Consider the following 14,784-nt stretch of genomic DNA (forward strand, 5'->3'; position numbering starts at 1 on the left):
GGGAGAATCCTCCTCAGGGAGGCTGCGGTCATAGTTCTGGCGTGGAGACTGCGACGAATCGGCGCTATGGGTATGACAATAAAAAACCGCCCGGAGGCGGTTATGAAAACTTGATACTATTAGCCTTTTAATGCGGCCTGAATCGCATCTGCGAGGCCTGAGATGCTCTCTTTTGCGAAAGACAAATCGTTATACATTGAGCCTCCATCTGCAGCCGAAGAGGAAGCTGATGCTTTGGCAATTTCTAATGCAGCCTTCACCGCGAGCAGCCTCTGATGTTCTTCTTTTGTTGCACCAAGATCTGGCACTCCGTAATAACCGTCAAGCATGCTTATCTCCTTAACCACAGCCAATCTGTGGAAACAAGGATATTGGGTCTATCGACAAAAATTCAATCTCATTTATCCATTATCGAAGCCCCTCAGTGAAGAGCTTCTGTAATGATTCGGCTCTAGTCTCAACGCAGCCCTTTACCGCGCGCCTCCAACTCAAAAATGAGCATCAGCATTGAAAGTGGTGAGCCAGTTTCATACCAACTCGGTTTCTCCGGTTGCCGACAGAGCCATATCGACAGAAGAATGAAAATTAGAAACATGCGCCTCCGTTATTTCTGGTTATTTGACTCTCTCACCGAGTCGTAAATGCGCTCACACGTCATTCCGGCGCGGTAGCGTTCGTCAGCGATTCCAGCATAACGTTTAGCTTCTGCTGCAATATCTCCGAGCATGTCGGCGAGCATTCCGGCGTCAGTGCTGGTTGTTTTGCTTCCGACGGCAGCGGCAAGATCTGCGGTGTGCTTTGCGGCGTCCAGGCGAGTGGCAAGTTTTGTTGCTTCGGTGCGCAGCTGGTTAACAGTGGCAGACAGGCCAGCAGCAGTGGCAGCAGATTTAGCGGCTTGTGCTTGTGCATCTTTTACAGCCTCATCACGGGCAATTATGCGCCCTTGTTCAATCCAGCGGGCGGCGGTCTGTGCGTTCACTGTCTGTGACGACTCCGCGCTGTCGCGTTCTGCCCACTTCTTTTCCCATCCCCGATCGCTCCAGACATTTCCGGTGATAAACGCGCCAGCCACCAGCAGCAACACGACAACAACCCGGTATTTAGGACTCATCAGAACACTCCCGGCGTTGTTGCAGGCGTTCCTGAGTTAAGTGACCCAAATCCATCGCTGAGTTTTTGCGGCTTCTCACCCCACAGACACACTTCACGCTCAATCTCGCGGCGAGTGACCAGCCCTTTCCACTGCTTTCCGCCAGCGTAAGTCCAGCGCCTTAACTGCTCACATGCGCCTTTGATATCGCCCTGGTTGATTTTGTACAGGAGCGTTGAGGTCTTGAAGTTTCCAGCGCCGACGTTGTAGACGAACGAGTAAAGCGCCCCACGAGTAGTTTCGGGGATCGGTACTTTGATATACGGGTTAATCTGACGGGCGACAGCGTTCAGGTCTTTGCTGAGCAGCGCCTTACACTCAGTTTCTGTGTAGGTCTTGCCGAGCATGATGTCGTTCCCGGTGTGCCCGTAGCAGACAGTCCATTTATCGACCACATCGCGATAAGGCTGATATCGCACACCTTCAAGACCATCATTGCCAGTCGGGCCGGTAATCAGCGCAGAAGATATTGCAATTGCCCCACCGCCTACTGCGGACCACACATATTTTCTTAATGCAGGATTCATCATTCACCTGCCTTAGTAAGCGCGTCGGCAACAACACTTACAGCAGCCGGGCGTTCAGCAATGGGTTTATCACTGATTCCATCCAGGTAATCGCGGATCATGGCTGTGCGCTTCTCGTCTTCTTTGCGTTTACGACGGGCATCAATTCGGCCATTTACGTAAGAGATCAGAGAAATAAGCAGGCCGACAGCACCAAAGAACATGTAGACCATATCCTGTGTGGTAAAACCCAATGCTGCCGCGAGGGTTCCAACCCACGCGAAAAACTGCGTGAAAATGTTCCCTGAGTGATCGTTCATTCTCATGGTCTCTTACCTCGCGTTTTTCGGAGGCTGTGTGTAAGGGAAAGGCCGCCCGGTGGATTTACGACAAAGCACAAAGTGAATGACGTTCTGGCGACCAAAATAAAAAGCCCACGCATTTGCATGGGCTGGAGTGTTTTTAAGCGGAGATCAATCGGGCATTGCAGAAACGAATGTTCTTACGATACTTTCTTTTATTGCGGCTACTACCTCACCGAAACAACCTTCAGGCTCACCCCGGATAATGATGATGTCGCTACTGGAATCTTCAACGCCAACATGGAGGTTATCCCTGATCTTCCACATTTTTAGATGAGTATCACACCAGTGTTTTTCACCGGATGAATCGGAAAGGTCTGTCCTGATGATGAAGAATAATTCATGGTCATCATTAGTTTCTAGTTGTGGATACCGGCATGCTTCGAATTGCCCATCAGGCCCAATAATGCCCGTCTGGACAACTTTTTCATCACCATCAGTCAGCGCCAGTGATTCTTTGTATTCTCCTGTAAGCTGATGCACTTTTAACTGCAAAAACTCCTGACGCTTCCATGCCGCGTCTGTAACCAATTTCCTCTTTTCTACCAAATCGCGAAGGGTAAGATTCATTGCAGCCTCCATGTTTGAACGGTCACGGATCAGCATATGAGATACCTCGCATTGAAACCAGTTAAAATAGAAAAAGCCAGCGACAGGCCGGGAAGATGAGGGTAAGGCAACGAGCTGGGTATTATTTAGAACAAAGCGACCTACACGCTAGCTAAACGGGTTGTTCTTGTGTAAAAAGAAGATACGAATCAATAGGTAGCTACTGTGAAAATCATTTGGAAATTATTAAAGCTCATAGCCATATCGATTTATGTGTTTATCGGTGTTTTTGTTGCTGGCTTTGTAGCATCAAGCACAACCAATGCAATTAATCTAGAAACATTGGATTTAAGATATTCATTAATTGCCAAAGATTCATCTGTATATGCATTATGTGTAACAGGTGCTGTTTTAGTCGTCCCGCCAGTACTACATGTAATTCAGCGTTATGTCTGGCCTGTTCTGAGGCTAATCGGACTTAAAATTCGTTACTTCTTCCATGGATACTAAAAAGCCCAAGGCGTTTACCCTGGGCTCTTAATTCTGTCGACAATCAAAGCTATGGCGACAATATCAGATTTACACGAAATATAGCCGTTTTAATCTACTTTTGCAATACCTTGCTCACAATTTGTCGCCTTTTGCTGCGAACGTGTTTTGGTTGCTGATAGTAATGATTCCCTGTCCAGTTCAGCAAACAGTCGGAGCATACCCACCCAGTGCGCTGTAAAGGTCTTGGACCAGTTTTTATCCTCCACCCCCACCAGCGCCGCGAGGTCGGCATATTGATACTGCTCACGCCCTGCCAGCGCCGATTTCATATCCTGCGCTGCCAGCCAGATAAGCTGTCGCAGACGCTCCATTGTCTTTTTCGCCACGCGCTTCCCCCCCATTTGCTTACTGAACTGCTCCCACGCCCAGCGAGTAATGATTACCTGGTGATCCCAGCATGTGCTTTCGCTGTAATTCCAGAGCAACCAGGCTTTTTGATGCTCGTCGAGCGACATTAGCGCCCGACGCCATGAAGCAGTGGAGTATTCGACCGGCTGCACCAGCGGGATATGCGATCCTTTGGCGTGTGATTGTTTTCCGGGGATCGGAGGGTTGTTCAGCGTTATCAGTTTTCCCGTAACTTCATCGCGTACACGCAACTTCTTGCGGGGGTAAGTATTCGTATCGAACTGCGCGTTCTCCAGCCAGGCCATTAACTGTCCCTTTGTCGCGCCGCTCAGATCTGCCGTGGCTGTAATCAGTTGCTGACGAATATAGGATAAATTTTTCACTGATTTTCCCCTGCTTTCTGCTGAATGCGGATGTAATTGCGAAGGATGCGGTATGCCACCGGAAAAGATCCACGATAGCGATAAATACGGAGACGCAGCCAGCGCCAGCGAAGAGACTCAATAACTTCAGGCTTCACTTTGCCTCCTCGATGATGATCTGCCCTTTCTCACCCCAGATTTTGGTAACCCGGCCATCCCAGACGTGACTATCTTCATCAAACACTGCATCCAGCAGCGCCTTTTCGAGATTGTCCTTGTCTGGTTTCTGCTGATGTGGCTTCCCGGCGTGTCGGACTCGCTTCTTCTTGCTCCAGCTTTGGGGCATGGGGATAACGAATGTGATGTGATAACCAGCTTCCGGTAACTCGATGCCCAGCAGACGAACCTGCGCTTTGTATGCCCAGTACGCTGCTGTTGCTGGCCGTTTATGCCATCGGTCACGCTGAGTCATTCGGGGCTTGCCAATCGGCGTAATTTCGTAAATTTTCATACGGGCACCACCAGCCCACGGCGGGCAACTTCAATCACTGTCAGAACAATCGCGCGGTCCATAAGCTGCCGACGCTCCTCCCTGTTCAGCTTATTCCCGTTATCAATGCTGTCATGACAGCAAATGCAGAGCGCAGCTGTCGCACAGTCATCGGTTTTTAATCCCATGCCTTTCCCTTCGTTCCGATGTGCCACCTGCGTCCCCCATGCTCCACAAAGAACACAACGCTCGATCTGCCCGACGGCGGCGAGCCATTTTTTGCTGCGATAAATAGCCACGCTCACCCCCATATCCGGTTTTGCCATCGGCGATTTATACGCGGTGGTTTATTGCCTTCAGGCAGCCGGGCGCTGACGGTCCAGGTGAGATAATCTGAGTTCAGGTTGCGCTCTACCTTCACGCCGCGGCGCTGGTATTCCGCCATGAGTTCTTCGGCCTGCTGGGTTGTGCAATCGGTATGATGGAACCAGGTCTTCTTCATTCCCGTCACCCCGCGAAGCTCATGAGTTGCGCAGCGGCATTCTCGGCCTCTTCCCTGCTGTTGAAAGTGCGGGACAATATCCAGCGCCAGAGCACATCCAGAGCAGATTTATACAGATCCTGGAATTCGTTTTCGTCCATGTTCGCGAAGGCGATACTACGGGGATGTTTGCGGAGAGTTCCATCAGGTAACTGGATTGCGTCATAGTGCCCGGCTTCGACGGTCACCCATGCGCGGTAAGCGTCGAAGGATTTACACAGACTTATGCCGTTCGTGATACGCCGGCTGGCGATCTGCTCCAGATACTGCTCAGCAGCATCCAGCAGAGCGCTTTCATTGCCGCCGTATGATGCAAGGAATCTGGCATAACCATTAACGAGTTTGCGTTCATTCGAAGAGATAGCGCCACCGGTTGGTTCCCAGTATTCAAACCCGAGATTCAGGAGCGCAAAGAAACGGCGATGGAATGCAGGATTCCTCACCTGGCGAAACTCAGCTACCAGCACAGCGCCGAGCTTGATTTTTGATTGCAAAATATCGCTGGTCTCCGGCGTCGCGGGGATCAGGATTCCTGAGGACTGCTTGATGAGTTGTAGTTCGTGCGCCATGGTATTCTCCGTGGCGCAGCAGGTTAACGGCTGTTCAGACCGTTGATTTCATATTATCAGAAGGTGGCGTTACCCGGTAGCCGAGACGACGAATAAATTGCACAAAGCTATTGGGAGTAAAGACTTCTTCATCATCCAGCAAAGGCCGCATAGATACGATGCCATTTACACGATAGATAAGATGCCGGCCCGACGAAGGAAAGCTAAATACCACGCAGCCGTCAGACCGTCTTACAATGTCATACCAGTTATCTTCTGACGCTTGTAAAGCTGAATTACTCACATTCTGTTCTCCCTACGAGCGACATACAGACGCGGTTAAAAATTGTCGGCAGCAGCATCAAAGGGATACGCAAATTGCGGTATTCTGGAAAATGCGCGCCAGCCCCAAGCGCAATGTCAGTAAAACCAGTCGTCAGCGCTTTCCCAGGTTTCCTGGAGGATCTTCTCAATTTTCTTTTTGTCGTCCTTATCAGCCCCGAAAACGCTCAAACCGTCAGAACCAGCCCGCCGAATTATTAGACTGCAATCCTCATACTGATGATTAAGGCGCTTCAGTAGTTCTTTCTCCAGTGCTGGCAGCGCACCCTTTGGAAGTTCTTTAGTGCGATCAATGGTTAATTCAACTTTCATAATAGCCTCCATTGCACATACTGTATTTTTATACAGTATACTTATGAGAGAAAATGATCAATGGTTTAAGAGCACGAATTGTTAAGTTATTGTCAGCAGAAAAGAACAAAACCCGCCGTAGCGGGTTGAATTGAATGATGTTTTTAGGCAGCAATTTCTTTCGCCTGGCAGAGTTCCGGCAAATTTGCGCGCACCAGCGCTTCAGCGAACGGTGGCGGGACTGCGTTGCCGCAGCGGGCCACTTGTTTATCTTTGGCGTAGCGCTTGCCGCGATAATCCTGATCAATGATGTACCAGTCAGGGAAACCCTGTGCACGATAGAGCTCGTGCGGCTGAAGCATGCGCATACCGATATCGACGATGCGGTACGTTATCCCGTCGATGTCGACCATCCCGGTGCATTCCTCTCCGCAGTATTCACGCAGGAACGCCAGCGTTTGCTGTGCGCGCTGTTCGTCGTAGTCTTCGACCGCCAGTGTGGTTTTGACTTCCCCGACATGCAGACCACCGGCCGTAACTGTCGGCATTGGTTCACTCGTGGGCTGACCATCGCGACAGGTGCCGCGCAGTTTTACCAGGTGAGAAGCTACAACAGCATGATGATCGACCGTCGTCACCGAGTGGACTGGTTCATCCAGCCCGACGCCCGGCCCCGTATAGTTGCCGCCGTAGTGCTTCGCCAGAAATGCACTGGCCACGGCGAACTTGTTACCACCAGCGGTTACTGTACCCAGCGGCTTTTCAAGCTGCAACACGCGCGGGTCCTGCCCCGGTCTTTCGCCATAACCCATCTGGATCAACGTTGGCGTCACCAGCTGTGAATGACCGCCGCCGCCCGCCGTAATCGTCGCGCTCGGTTCGTCTGCCCGGTGACCGATGCTGGCCCCAAACTGGCGAGCGATGACTGGCGCAACCAGACAGGCACGTGATTGCTTTAAGATGGTATGAGCGGGTTTATCCAGCGGTCGCGGTTTTGCCTGGTACTCACTGCCACCGTTACCAGCCAGGAACGGTGTAAGCGCGGCCTCAACAATGCCGAGGGCATGACCATTCCCCCCCGGGCGCCGCGATGTGCCGGCGGTGATTGTCGGGACTGGTTGTGTGACATCCTGCCCTGTCGCGCCTGTTCGGAACTTCGTCAGGTGAGGAACGGCAACCGCATAACCATGCGTTTTGGTGATGGTCTGCAGCGGTTCTTCCAGCGACTGGCCCCGGAAGCAGTCGTAATGCGTTTTGGTGCTGGTATGGTTGCACTTCACGATAAACGGCGACGCGCTGTCGATTACGAAACGCTGAATGCCGCGCGCTATGCGCTTGAGCGTATTCACTGCCAGTGGCTTTTTGCGGTCGAAGATCGAAGGTGCCGGGATTGACCAGTCGATACACTCCGCAGCTGTGCGCCACGGAGCCAGCTTACCAGCCTGGACAGCCGGTGATTTCGGATCGCCATGTGTTGGCTCTGGCCACACAATCGGTTTCCCGTCACAACGCATAACCATGAAGAACCGCTTTCTAATCGTCGGCGCGCCGTAGTCGCAGGCGCGCAACTCGCGATACTCAACGATGTAGCCAAGACCCTTGATCAGCCTCGCGGCGTCTTCACTATCAAGAGAAATACCCAAAAATTCGCAGCACTCCGCAAGTGCCGGGTGGTCAGCCCGGATGCCAGTAGTCAGCATACAAATGAACGCCTCAAAAGTTTCTCCAGCACGGTCAGGGTCTGGCCTCATTTCACCAGCGAGCAAAGGGCCCCACGTTTTAAATTCTTCGACATTCTCCAGTTTCATCACCCTGGGTTTTACATCCAGCCCCCAGCGCAGAACTACCCAGGCCAGACCTCGGATCGCTTTCTCTACCGGCTTCGCACCTTTGGCTTTTGAAAAGTGACGGCAATCCGGCGAGAACCACGCCAGCGCCACCGGACGCCCGGCAGTCGCTACTTTCGGCCTGACATCGTAAACAGATTCGCAATAATGCAACGTGTCCGGATGGTTGGTGGTATGCATCGCCACGGCGTTAGGATCGTGATTGATGGCAATATCCACACTACGGCCAGTCGCCATCTCAATTCCAGTGGAGGCACCGCCGCCACCAGCAAAGTTATCAACAATGATTTCGCTATTTCTCACGCGTATTTCTCCATTGCGCCAGCCAGCGAGCACGCTGCGGCAATAATCGAAGTAACCGGCATTTTTTCCAGCCACATTCTGTTGATGTGGTGCTGCAATCGGCGCTGGTGGTGCGCCGGGAAACTCCCGGCGTTTTCGATTTGACTAAAAACCATCTGAACCTCTGCTGGCCAGACCGTTTCCTCAACGTCCACCAGCAGCAGGTTTTCCAGCTCTATAATCCGATTGGTGGCGTATTGCAGAAGTTGATCCATCACTTCACCTCCCGCCATGCCCGCTTATTACATCTCGGGAAGCGTTCTAGCCTCCATATCCAAATCATCCACAACATCTTATGAAATTCAGGTAGTGCCCGATAATCATCAGCACTCATCTCCAGGGCCTTGAGTCGCCACTCTGCCACCTTGACCACCCGCCATAACATCACCATGCAAAACAGAGTGCAAACAACAAGGAAACCGAAAAAAAGATAAGTAATCACCTCACCCCTCCTGCTGCGGTGCTTTTTTGATGTGAAAACGCGGCTCACCGTCTTTTGGCTCAGGCCACTGGCGCGCCATGTTCACCTTCAGTTTTTCTTCCATCGCTGCTGTAATTTCACCGTCACAGATGCCGGCACGTCTCTGCGCGTCCCACAGCAGGAACTGCATGTCAGCCCATTCGCTCAGGTCGCCTGGTTCAGCAGCCGCCTCGAGCGCTTCTTTGGATAGGTGCTTTAACGGCCCCACTGGACCGACATCGCCGAAAGTAGCCTGTGACCATGCTGCATGTTCACGGCGTACTTGTTCGCGGGCTATCGACTCCAGCACCTCATCAATCACCTTCACAGCATCAGACATTGCGTAACCGATGTTACCGCCGTCGCGTTGTGCTGCGGCTTTGCTCAGGATGTCGCTGATGCGGCGCAGGCGGTAATTTGAGAGAGGGCCGGGCGCCGGGTTGCTGTTGCTGCCAACGTCAAGCGATGCCAGCGCGATTTCAGTAATGCGCAAATCCATTTCAATATCTCGCAGGATTTCACTGTCCTGCACAAAACTTAACGCATAACGCGCCGCCGAATCTTGCTCTTCCAGGCGCTTGATTAACTGCTCTTTGGTGAATTGCATTATTTAAACCTCCCACACCTTTCCACAGGACAGGCATACGGCTTTGCCGTCGTCGCAATCCAAATTTACATGCCCGCACTTTGCAGGCTCTGCGGTTAGCGCTGCCAACGCGATACGCGCCAGCTCTTTCTGTTCGCTGTTAGTGAGCGTTTTAACTTCACCGTTAAGATATGCGGCGATAAGCTCTCTGGTAATAGTGGTCATGGGTTCACCTTCCTGAAACTGCGTTTGATGTCATAATCCGCATAACACCGAGATGGCTGATTAGCATCGACCTGGTAGACAAGCACAAAGCTTTTCCCATCGTTAGAGATGTATTCGATGATGAATTTGTTTCCGCTGTGGACGCTTTCGATAATGTCACCCTGTTTCATGCTCACTCCCCCTTACCAATGCCAGCGGCGGCAACTTCTTTAGTCAAATTGGCGTTATGGCGGTTAGAGCGGCATACCAGCGCCCAGAAGTTCATATCGCAAATTAGTGCTACGCGCATTTCCGCCGTAAAGCGACAACCGAGCTTATTTGACTTGCCGACTGACCGCCGACGCTTGCGCATTATCTTGCGTACGTGCGCCGCCTGAACCTCAACCTGACGATGCCGTGACGCATAAACGCCCTTTGCTGGTACTTTCCGCGCCTGCTTCTGGTAGGCAGTTAATAGGTCATGCACGTCTGATGATTTAGCCATTCTTCTTCTCTCCTTCGATAGACTGGATGCCAGCGGCGCCGTGATTCGTGTGGAATCCAAGCCTTGACTGTGCCTCTTCTCTTGCTCTTACAGCATCAGAGAATTCAGTGAAGCTACCAAGGTGCTTGTGTTTGCCGTTTTCTCGTATGTAAGCAATCCATCTCTTATTACTTGAATGCCATGTAACGCCAGTACGACCACCTATGTTGTCCCTGCGTAATGACGAGTTCTTTTGGTTTCCCTGATTATCAACAAGTCGCAGATTCTGTATTCGGTTGTCAGTCCTGTCGTGGTTAATGTGATCAACCTGCATGCTCGTCGGTATATCGCCTTGAACAAGACACCACGCCAATCTGTGAGCCTTATATCGACTCCCTTTGATTTGAATTTCTACATAACCTTGAGCACTGATTCCCCCGGCACGTTTCCCTGCAATTCGAGTATTCCAAACCTTGCATGTGCGGCTGTCAGAAAATGAACTTGGTTCGCGCTTCTTCCAGAAAAAATCCTTCCCATCGTAGTGAAGGTGTTCCTCAACAAATTCCTTTGTGATTACCTTTGCTTCACGTAGCGCATGTTTGTCGATGTTGCTCATTGGGCGGCCTCCTGGCGAAACATCATGATTGTCAGATCGCCTTTAGTAGCCAGACGAACCGTTGTTCCGGGTTCGATGCTGGACAGGTCAAACGCATCGTAAAATTCGTTTACTGCTTTTTGACGACGAGATTGCTTTCTGCGTTTATCCCACTGCTTTAGCGCAATAGAAACAAACCACTGGCCTGTTTTGAACATGATGAACAACCACCCCATCAAGGCCAAGCCTGTATTTAGAACGTCCAGAATGCTCATTGGGCTGCTCCTTTGCGAAGTTGGGCGGCGAAGTACCCGCAGATAGTTGCCGCCGCATCAAGACCGACTTGTTCGTCCTGATAGCAATTAACGATAGCGTTGCTAATTTTCAGGCAAGCTTCATCAACAGCGCTGGCCCGCACTTCAGCCAGGAAAGCGTCGGTTGTCGGAGTCGCGTTGATGGCGTCATACACTTCTTGCAAGCATTGTTCGTCAACAAGGTCGCCATCCGGCAATTGTGTTTTGTTATAAGCCCGGTACACTTCGCTCGCTTCATGAAGTAAACATTCAGAACTACTAATCAGCCCCGCATTCTCCGCAGCCAGCGCATTGCTACGTACCAGTTGCACTTCCAGTTGAGATGCCAGATCGCTAATCAGCGCGGCAGACTCAGCACAATGCAGTTCTTTCGCCAGATCATGCCCTGACTTCACTAACTCAATGATTTTTATTTCTACCGTTGATTTCATGCTGACGTTCTCCCGTAAAATGCCAGAACTCGCTTCATCGCTGCGCTGTTGCGGCAAACGGATGTGACCATGTTTTTTCTCACGGTCGATTTGAAGCGCTTGATATTCAGTTCTCCGCCGGGCAACAGCGAATAAACCGGGTGATGCGGCTCGCCTGTACGAATAACTACCGCTTTGCGCGTCAGGTGAAGCAGCAGGTTGTGAGATTTCTTGCAGTCGCATCCCAGCAGGTTCTGAACCTGTCGCGGCGTGATGGTCTGGTTTTCCCGAAGGAAATCAACAATTGCCCACAGTGATTTGCTTGCCATCGTCATTCTCCCTCCTGTTAAATCAGCCCGGCGTCTTTACGCTGCTTGTACTTCGCCATTAACAGCTCGGCTGGTGTTGGCCCACGATCCTGCGAAGGCGCGGCTATAGCGCGACGAACAGGTGGTATGGGCTTGCCAGCAAGAGTGCGTTTTTCCCAGTCATGCAGGATGTCGCCAGCAGCCCGGATAAGTTCCTTTTCGCTGAGTTGCCCCTCCGTTCCACGACGGCGCAACTCCAGGCAGACGTGGTAATACAGAGGGTTTTTATCCCTCCAGGGGAACTGCTCACTCGTCGGATAGCGAAAAACAAGTTTCCGCCAGCGCCAGTATTCGCTCATGATGTCGTCCACACTGACTCCCAGCGCGCCACTCCCCTCACGGCACCACGAAATAAACTGACCCGGCGACGGCCAGAACGGTGACTGACTGGATCGGGCTTTCTGCATTCCGGCGGAAAGTTGCTCACGGGAGGTGATGCCTGACTCAGCAAAAGCGGCGATCCATTGCTGCTTTGCAACGCGAATATCATCGCCAGTACGTAGGTTCGTCTGAGTGGATGCCGGAAATACCTGCATGAGATTTTCAAAAAGCATATCCACCAGCTTTTCAGCGTCACTGTTAACAACCTTACGTCCGTCGTAAGAATCTCCAGCCATGCGCGATAGCATTTCGCTGTCGCGATTCTGAATTGCACGATAAAGATCCGGGGTCATAAAAATTTCTCCCATGCTTCAGCACTGTTCCAGTGCGGGCCGGTTTCGGATTTGCTTGCGCTGACATCTGCGCGTGGCTTGCGGGTAGTGTCTTCACGGTGAAGGGTTAACGTGTCCCACTTGGCACGGAGCTTTGCGGGGGAGAGAATATTTTTGTACCAGAACGAGTCTTTGCAGGCCCATCTGAACAACTCACAAATCTCTTTGTGGGTGCGTCCGTCCAGCTGGCGCATCAGGCGTATGTCATTCGCCCAGCCAGCCATGTTCGGTTTTTTCAGGGATGGTTTGGTGATGTCACGCAGTGCCAGCATCCACTCTGCGCAGCGGAGATCGTCAGATGTCCCCCATTTGTCACCTTTCGGAGTCTGGACTGCTGCATCAGGAACAACTTTGGAAATTCTCTGACGTACATTAAATACGTTAGTATTTAATATATATTGTTCATGATGTGCGCTTGTTTGTGCGGATGTATGTGCGCTTTCATGTGCGCTACCTGCCGCCAAACCCGCGCAGTTACTGGCTTCGCCATGTGCGGTCATATGTGCACTGGTATGTGCGGAAGTTTGTGCGGGTAAATTGTCCATTTTTTGAGCATATTCGGCATAATTTGAGATCGTGATCACACGCCCTCTTTGCCGTTCCCCCTCAATGGAAATCATCCCTTCGCGCACAAAAAATGTCAGCATTCTCTCAACAGCATCACGGCTTGTTGGGTTGCCTTTTCTGTCACGTAGTTTCAGGCCCAGATCGGCCGCCGTGGTCACCAGTTGTCCGGTTTGTAGCGGCCATTGGCGACCTTTAAAGCTCGCTGTGTATGGCTGGCTGGCAGCGCCCAAAAGCAGGTTATCCCACAACGTACGCAGGTAAACATCTTCTGACCAAGGCTGCTTGAGTACACTCCGGTACAACGGGATGAATCCGGTCTTCTGGTTTTCCATCCGGTTGCTCCTGACGGCGGTACGCGCCGCAAAATCGGCGTAGGCGACATTCGACATAGCTATGCCTCCCTTGCCTGGTGTTTTGAAAAACTCTTTGTCATAATGATCTCGCAATGAGTACGCAACGAATTGCACCCGAGGGCCGTCTGTGTTGGAGCACAGCGGCCTTCACCCTTTCTGAGGTATTCATATTCCCCCCAGCATTGAAGTCACTAGGTTCATCAGCACGCTGTATTGCTCAGGCATGAGACGGAACAGTGACGCTATTCCTTCGCTTACCTCCTTCAGTTTCTGATGCTCTGGAGCGTCCAAAAGGACGGCCTGCTTTGCTTCAACACACTCTTTCATTGCTGAAGCAAGTAGCGACATGGTGTCGTTCTGCGGTGCCAGTCGGTCACGAAATTCCAGCGGCAAAACAGCCAGGATTGCCGGAGTCAGCTGGCGGATGTTTTCGCGCGCATATCCGGTATCGCTGTCCAGCCAGCGGAAAAGCTTCTGCCGCTTACGGCTCAGGTCGTCAGGAAAATCCAGCCCGGCGCCGCCCTGCCGTTCCCATTCTTCAACGATGATCCCGGCGACTACGTCCTGGTTGTCCAGCGATGCCGACCACGCACGAACGGCAGCCCGAATCTGGTCATGCTTATCCGCCGGATCAGGCTGATTGCGATTTATCATCGTGGCCGGAGGAAACCCGGTATTTTGTTGAAATGAAATTGAATGCACGGTTACGCCCTCGCATCCTGCGCTGGTAATCCGTCCGTGGGGTTCGGATACAGATCAGGGCGCAATTCATGGGGGGTAACACCAGTTGCGTTGAAAATTGGTAAAACACGATCGGCTGGCACGACGCCCTTGTATCGTGTTTTCCAGCGACTAACCGACATCGGTTTAATGCCTAGCTTTGCGGCTAAGTTGCTGGCAGTGCCAGCTTTCTGAATGGCCTTTTCTAATCCGTTCATGAGTATCTCCACTAGATTCACAAATAAATTAAGCCTAAGACTTAACAAAAGATCAAGTCCTGAGCGAATTTTAATTTATAAGCAAAAGGCTTATTCTTCTGATATGGCTGAGAAAAAAATACTTAACCCGATTCTCATCGAGCGTTTGACAGAACTGACGCAACGAGGGATGACAAAATCTGATATGGCAAGGGTTGCGGGGATTACCCCGCAATCCGTAAACGGCTGGTTCAAAAAAGGTGTTATTAGCAAAAGTTCTGCATTAGCGGTTGCAGATGCTGCTGGCGTATCAGTTCCCTGGCTACTTGGTGAGGATGTTGGAGAGAAGGACGGTCTTAAGCCTGACGAACAGCGCCTACTCGAGCTCTATCGCCAGTTGCCAGAAGAAGAGCAGCAGAACATGTTGCGGATCGTATCTCTGCGCCTGAAGGAACTCGACGAGTTGTACGCCAAGTATATGGGGCGGCGGATTAAGGGTGATGCGGAATAACTCCCCACGGAGAGCTTATAAGGCTGGGTATTGCACATAGGCCATACGAACCACCTCTGGGTAGAAAACTTA

27 protein-coding genes and 1 pseudogene are annotated in these 14,784 nt (G+C 51.5%); 2 read left to right on the forward strand and 26 right to left on the reverse strand.

What is annotated here, in order from left to right:
* Positions 1–119: 119 nt before the first annotated feature.
* From OGX81_RS16005 to OGX81_RS16025, 5 genes are all read right to left on the reverse strand, one after another.
* Positions 120–329 carry a hypothetical protein gene (locus OGX81_RS16005; protein WP_286487602.1) on the reverse strand — a complete coding sequence of 70 codons (210 nt, stop codon included), beginning with the start codon at positions 327–329 and terminating at the stop codon, positions 120–122.
* A 275-nt stretch (positions 330–604) separates the two neighbouring features.
* Entirely contained in the window at positions 605–1,111 is a 507-nt protein-coding gene (locus OGX81_RS16010) for a DUF2514 domain-containing protein (protein ID WP_286487603.1), read from the reverse strand.
* Positions 1,111–1,677 carry a lysozyme gene (locus OGX81_RS16015; protein WP_286487619.1) on the reverse strand — a complete coding sequence of 189 codons (567 nt, stop codon included), beginning with the start codon at positions 1,675–1,677 and terminating at the stop codon, positions 1,111–1,113. The genes OGX81_RS16010 and OGX81_RS16015 overlap by 1 nt, the downstream gene beginning before the upstream one ends.
* Positions 1,677–1,982, reverse strand: a complete 306-nt coding sequence (locus OGX81_RS16020) for a hypothetical protein (protein ID WP_012132741.1) — start codon at positions 1,980–1,982, stop codon at positions 1,677–1,679. The genes OGX81_RS16015 and OGX81_RS16020 overlap by 1 nt, the downstream gene beginning before the upstream one ends.
* 147 nt (positions 1,983–2,129) lie before the next feature.
* The gene (locus OGX81_RS16025; RefSeq protein WP_110123586.1) at positions 2,130–2,624 is read right to left on the reverse strand and encodes a hypothetical protein; all 495 of its coding nucleotides are present in this window, start codon (positions 2,622–2,624) and stop codon (positions 2,130–2,132) included.
* Between the two features lie 168 nt (positions 2,625–2,792).
* Between OGX81_RS16025 and OGX81_RS16030 the strand changes: the two genes are divergently transcribed.
* A complete protein-coding gene (locus OGX81_RS16030; protein ID WP_146209157.1) occupies positions 2,793–3,077 on the forward strand; it encodes a hypothetical protein in 285 nt (94 codons plus the stop codon).
* Positions 3,078–3,166: 89 nt separating this feature from the next.
* Here the strand turns inward: OGX81_RS16030 and OGX81_RS16035 are convergent, their stop codons facing one another.
* From OGX81_RS16035 to OGX81_RS16135, 21 genes and pseudogenes are all read right to left on the reverse strand, one after another.
* A complete protein-coding gene (locus tag OGX81_RS16035; RefSeq protein ID WP_110123585.1) occupies positions 3,167–3,850 on the reverse strand; it encodes a bacteriophage antitermination protein Q in 684 nt (227 codons plus the stop codon).
* The gene (locus OGX81_RS16040; RefSeq protein ID WP_024130418.1) at positions 3,847–3,987 is read right to left on the reverse strand and encodes a YlcG family protein; all 141 of its coding nucleotides are present in this window, start codon (positions 3,985–3,987) and stop codon (positions 3,847–3,849) included. Before OGX81_RS16040 ends, OGX81_RS16035 begins: the two co-directional genes overlap by 4 nt.
* Positions 3,984–4,340 carry a RusA family crossover junction endodeoxyribonuclease gene (locus OGX81_RS16045; RefSeq protein ID WP_109740671.1) on the reverse strand — a complete coding sequence of 119 codons (357 nt, stop codon included), beginning with the start codon at positions 4,338–4,340 and terminating at the stop codon, positions 3,984–3,986. The genes OGX81_RS16040 and OGX81_RS16045 overlap by 4 nt, the downstream gene beginning before the upstream one ends.
* Positions 4,337–4,630, reverse strand: coding sequence for a DUF1364 family protein (locus OGX81_RS16050; protein WP_109740546.1), 294 nt, complete (start codon positions 4,628–4,630; stop codon positions 4,337–4,339). Before OGX81_RS16050 ends, OGX81_RS16045 begins: the two co-directional genes overlap by 4 nt.
* Positions 4,621–4,821 (reverse strand): hypothetical protein, encoded by a 201-nt coding sequence (locus OGX81_RS16055; RefSeq protein WP_032645668.1) that lies wholly within the window; start codon positions 4,819–4,821, stop codon positions 4,621–4,623. The genes OGX81_RS16050 and OGX81_RS16055 overlap by 10 nt, the downstream gene beginning before the upstream one ends.
* Positions 4,822–4,826: 5 nt before the next feature.
* Positions 4,827–5,429, reverse strand: a complete 603-nt coding sequence (locus OGX81_RS16060) for a DUF1367 family protein (protein ID WP_109740547.1) — start codon at positions 5,427–5,429, stop codon at positions 4,827–4,829.
* Between the two features lie 34 nt (positions 5,430–5,463).
* Entirely contained in the window at positions 5,464–5,712 is a 249-nt protein-coding gene (locus OGX81_RS16065; protein WP_071888372.1) for a hypothetical protein, read from the reverse strand.
* A 116-nt stretch (positions 5,713–5,828) separates the two neighbouring features.
* Positions 5,829–6,062 carry a DinI-like family protein gene (locus OGX81_RS16070; RefSeq protein WP_061069732.1) on the reverse strand — a complete coding sequence of 78 codons (234 nt, stop codon included), beginning with the start codon at positions 6,060–6,062 and terminating at the stop codon, positions 5,829–5,831.
* 143 nt (positions 6,063–6,205) lie between these two features.
* Positions 6,206–8,191, reverse strand: coding sequence for a DNA cytosine methyltransferase (locus tag OGX81_RS16075; protein ID WP_286487604.1), 1,986 nt, complete (start codon positions 8,189–8,191; stop codon positions 6,206–6,208).
* On the reverse strand, positions 8,188–8,445 hold the full coding sequence (locus tag OGX81_RS16080; protein WP_286487620.1) for a hypothetical protein: 258 nt from the start codon (positions 8,443–8,445) through the stop codon (positions 8,188–8,190). Before OGX81_RS16080 ends, OGX81_RS16075 begins: the two co-directional genes overlap by 4 nt.
* A 249-nt stretch (positions 8,446–8,694) precedes the next feature.
* Positions 8,695–9,189, reverse strand: a pseudogene (locus OGX81_RS16085) (DUF550 domain-containing protein); the annotation flags it as partial.
* 111 nt (positions 9,190–9,300) lie between these two features.
* Complete coding sequence (locus tag OGX81_RS16090) at positions 9,301–9,501, reverse strand: hypothetical protein (protein ID WP_286487605.1); 201 nt, start codon at positions 9,499–9,501, stop codon at positions 9,301–9,303.
* A gap of 172 nt (positions 9,502–9,673) precedes the next feature.
* Positions 9,674–9,985, reverse strand: a complete 312-nt coding sequence (locus OGX81_RS16095) for a hypothetical protein (RefSeq protein ID WP_286487606.1) — start codon at positions 9,983–9,985, stop codon at positions 9,674–9,676.
* Positions 9,978–10,580 (reverse strand): HNH endonuclease, encoded by a 603-nt coding sequence (locus tag OGX81_RS16100; protein WP_286487607.1) that lies wholly within the window; start codon positions 10,578–10,580, stop codon positions 9,978–9,980. The genes OGX81_RS16095 and OGX81_RS16100 overlap by 8 nt, the downstream gene beginning before the upstream one ends.
* Positions 10,577–10,834, reverse strand: a complete 258-nt coding sequence (locus OGX81_RS16105; RefSeq protein ID WP_286487608.1) for a DUF4752 family protein — start codon at positions 10,832–10,834, stop codon at positions 10,577–10,579. Before OGX81_RS16105 ends, OGX81_RS16100 begins: the two co-directional genes overlap by 4 nt.
* Complete coding sequence (locus tag OGX81_RS16110; protein ID WP_286487609.1) at positions 10,831–11,304, reverse strand: hypothetical protein; 474 nt, start codon at positions 11,302–11,304, stop codon at positions 10,831–10,833. Before OGX81_RS16110 ends, OGX81_RS16105 begins: the two co-directional genes overlap by 4 nt.
* Entirely contained in the window at positions 11,301–11,612 is a 312-nt protein-coding gene (locus OGX81_RS16115; protein WP_286487610.1) for a hypothetical protein, read from the reverse strand. Before OGX81_RS16115 ends, OGX81_RS16110 begins: the two co-directional genes overlap by 4 nt.
* Positions 11,613–11,629: 17 nt before the next feature.
* The gene (locus tag OGX81_RS16120; RefSeq protein ID WP_071258683.1) at positions 11,630–12,325 is read right to left on the reverse strand and encodes a replication protein P; all 696 of its coding nucleotides are present in this window, start codon (positions 12,323–12,325) and stop codon (positions 11,630–11,632) included.
* Positions 12,322–13,263 (reverse strand): phage replication protein O, encoded by a 942-nt coding sequence (locus tag OGX81_RS16125; RefSeq protein WP_502873609.1) that lies wholly within the window; start codon positions 13,261–13,263, stop codon positions 12,322–12,324. Before OGX81_RS16125 ends, OGX81_RS16120 begins: the two co-directional genes overlap by 4 nt.
* Positions 13,264–13,449: 186 nt before the next feature.
* Entirely contained in the window at positions 13,450–13,986 is a 537-nt protein-coding gene (locus tag OGX81_RS16130) for a toxin YdaT domain-containing protein (RefSeq protein WP_199971472.1), read from the reverse strand.
* Positions 13,987–13,988: 2 nt separating this feature from the next.
* Entirely contained in the window at positions 13,989–14,222 is a 234-nt protein-coding gene (locus OGX81_RS16135; protein WP_135184444.1) for a transcriptional regulator, read from the reverse strand.
* A 103-nt stretch (positions 14,223–14,325) separates the two neighbouring features.
* On the opposite strand from OGX81_RS16135, the gene OGX81_RS16140 reads away from it, so the two are divergent.
* The gene (locus OGX81_RS16140) at positions 14,326–14,712 is read left to right on the forward strand and encodes a helix-turn-helix domain-containing protein (RefSeq protein ID WP_086512835.1); all 387 of its coding nucleotides are present in this window, start codon (positions 14,326–14,328) and stop codon (positions 14,710–14,712) included.
* Positions 14,713–14,784: the final 72 nt, after the last annotated feature.

Source organism: Citrobacter sp. CK206 (assembly GCF_030333125.1).
GTDB lineage: Bacteria > Pseudomonadota > Gammaproteobacteria > Enterobacterales > Enterobacteriaceae > Citrobacter_B > Citrobacter_B koseri.